Here is a 517-nt window from a genome sequence, read left to right on the forward strand (position 1 = left end):
TGTCTTTTCCTGATTTAACTAGACGCTTTTTTGTTCTATAAACTATAATAGTAGACATTTCTTGAGAAACGCTCCTATTTGAATAGACACTTTGCCTAATACAGTTCTGATTAGGTCATCAGTTTTCAATGTACCGGACATGCAAAAGTTCCGGCCTTGTTGTTCGGTAAAACCGGATGCCCTTCGATGGGGCATTCGGTTTTTGGGTCAGATGTTCCGGCTTACGCTTTCGTCCGACCTTGTTGTTCGGTCTGACAAAGATGCATCATATTCACCATTATCGAAAGTTTTTTGCGGGCAAATTTTCTTTTTCCACATTTTCTTCTGTTCACCCTGCTCCAAATGTACGAGAGCGGGGACTTTGTAACCGATACTCATATGTGGCCGGTAGCAGTTGTAGAAGTGGATGTATCTACCGATGACCTTCTCGGCATGCTCGATATCCTTGAAGTGACTTTGTCGGTAGACACGTTCGCACTTGATTATCCCGTTGATCCGCTCGGCGATGGCATTGTCT

The 517-nt window shown here is 43.7% G+C and carries 1 protein-coding gene; it reads right to left on the reverse strand.

The annotated features are described in order from the left end of the window. Positions 1-207: 207 nt before the first annotated feature. Positions 208-517: integrase core domain-containing protein (locus Q3C19_RS18350; RefSeq protein WP_302731315.1), on the reverse strand; the 310-nt coding region annotated here is incomplete at its 5' end.

Origin of the sequence: Bacteroides sp. ET489, assembly GCF_030518095.1 — a bacterium.
In the GTDB taxonomy this organism is placed as follows: Bacteria; Bacteroidota; Bacteroidia; order Bacteroidales; family Bacteroidaceae; genus Bacteroides; species Bacteroides ndongoniae.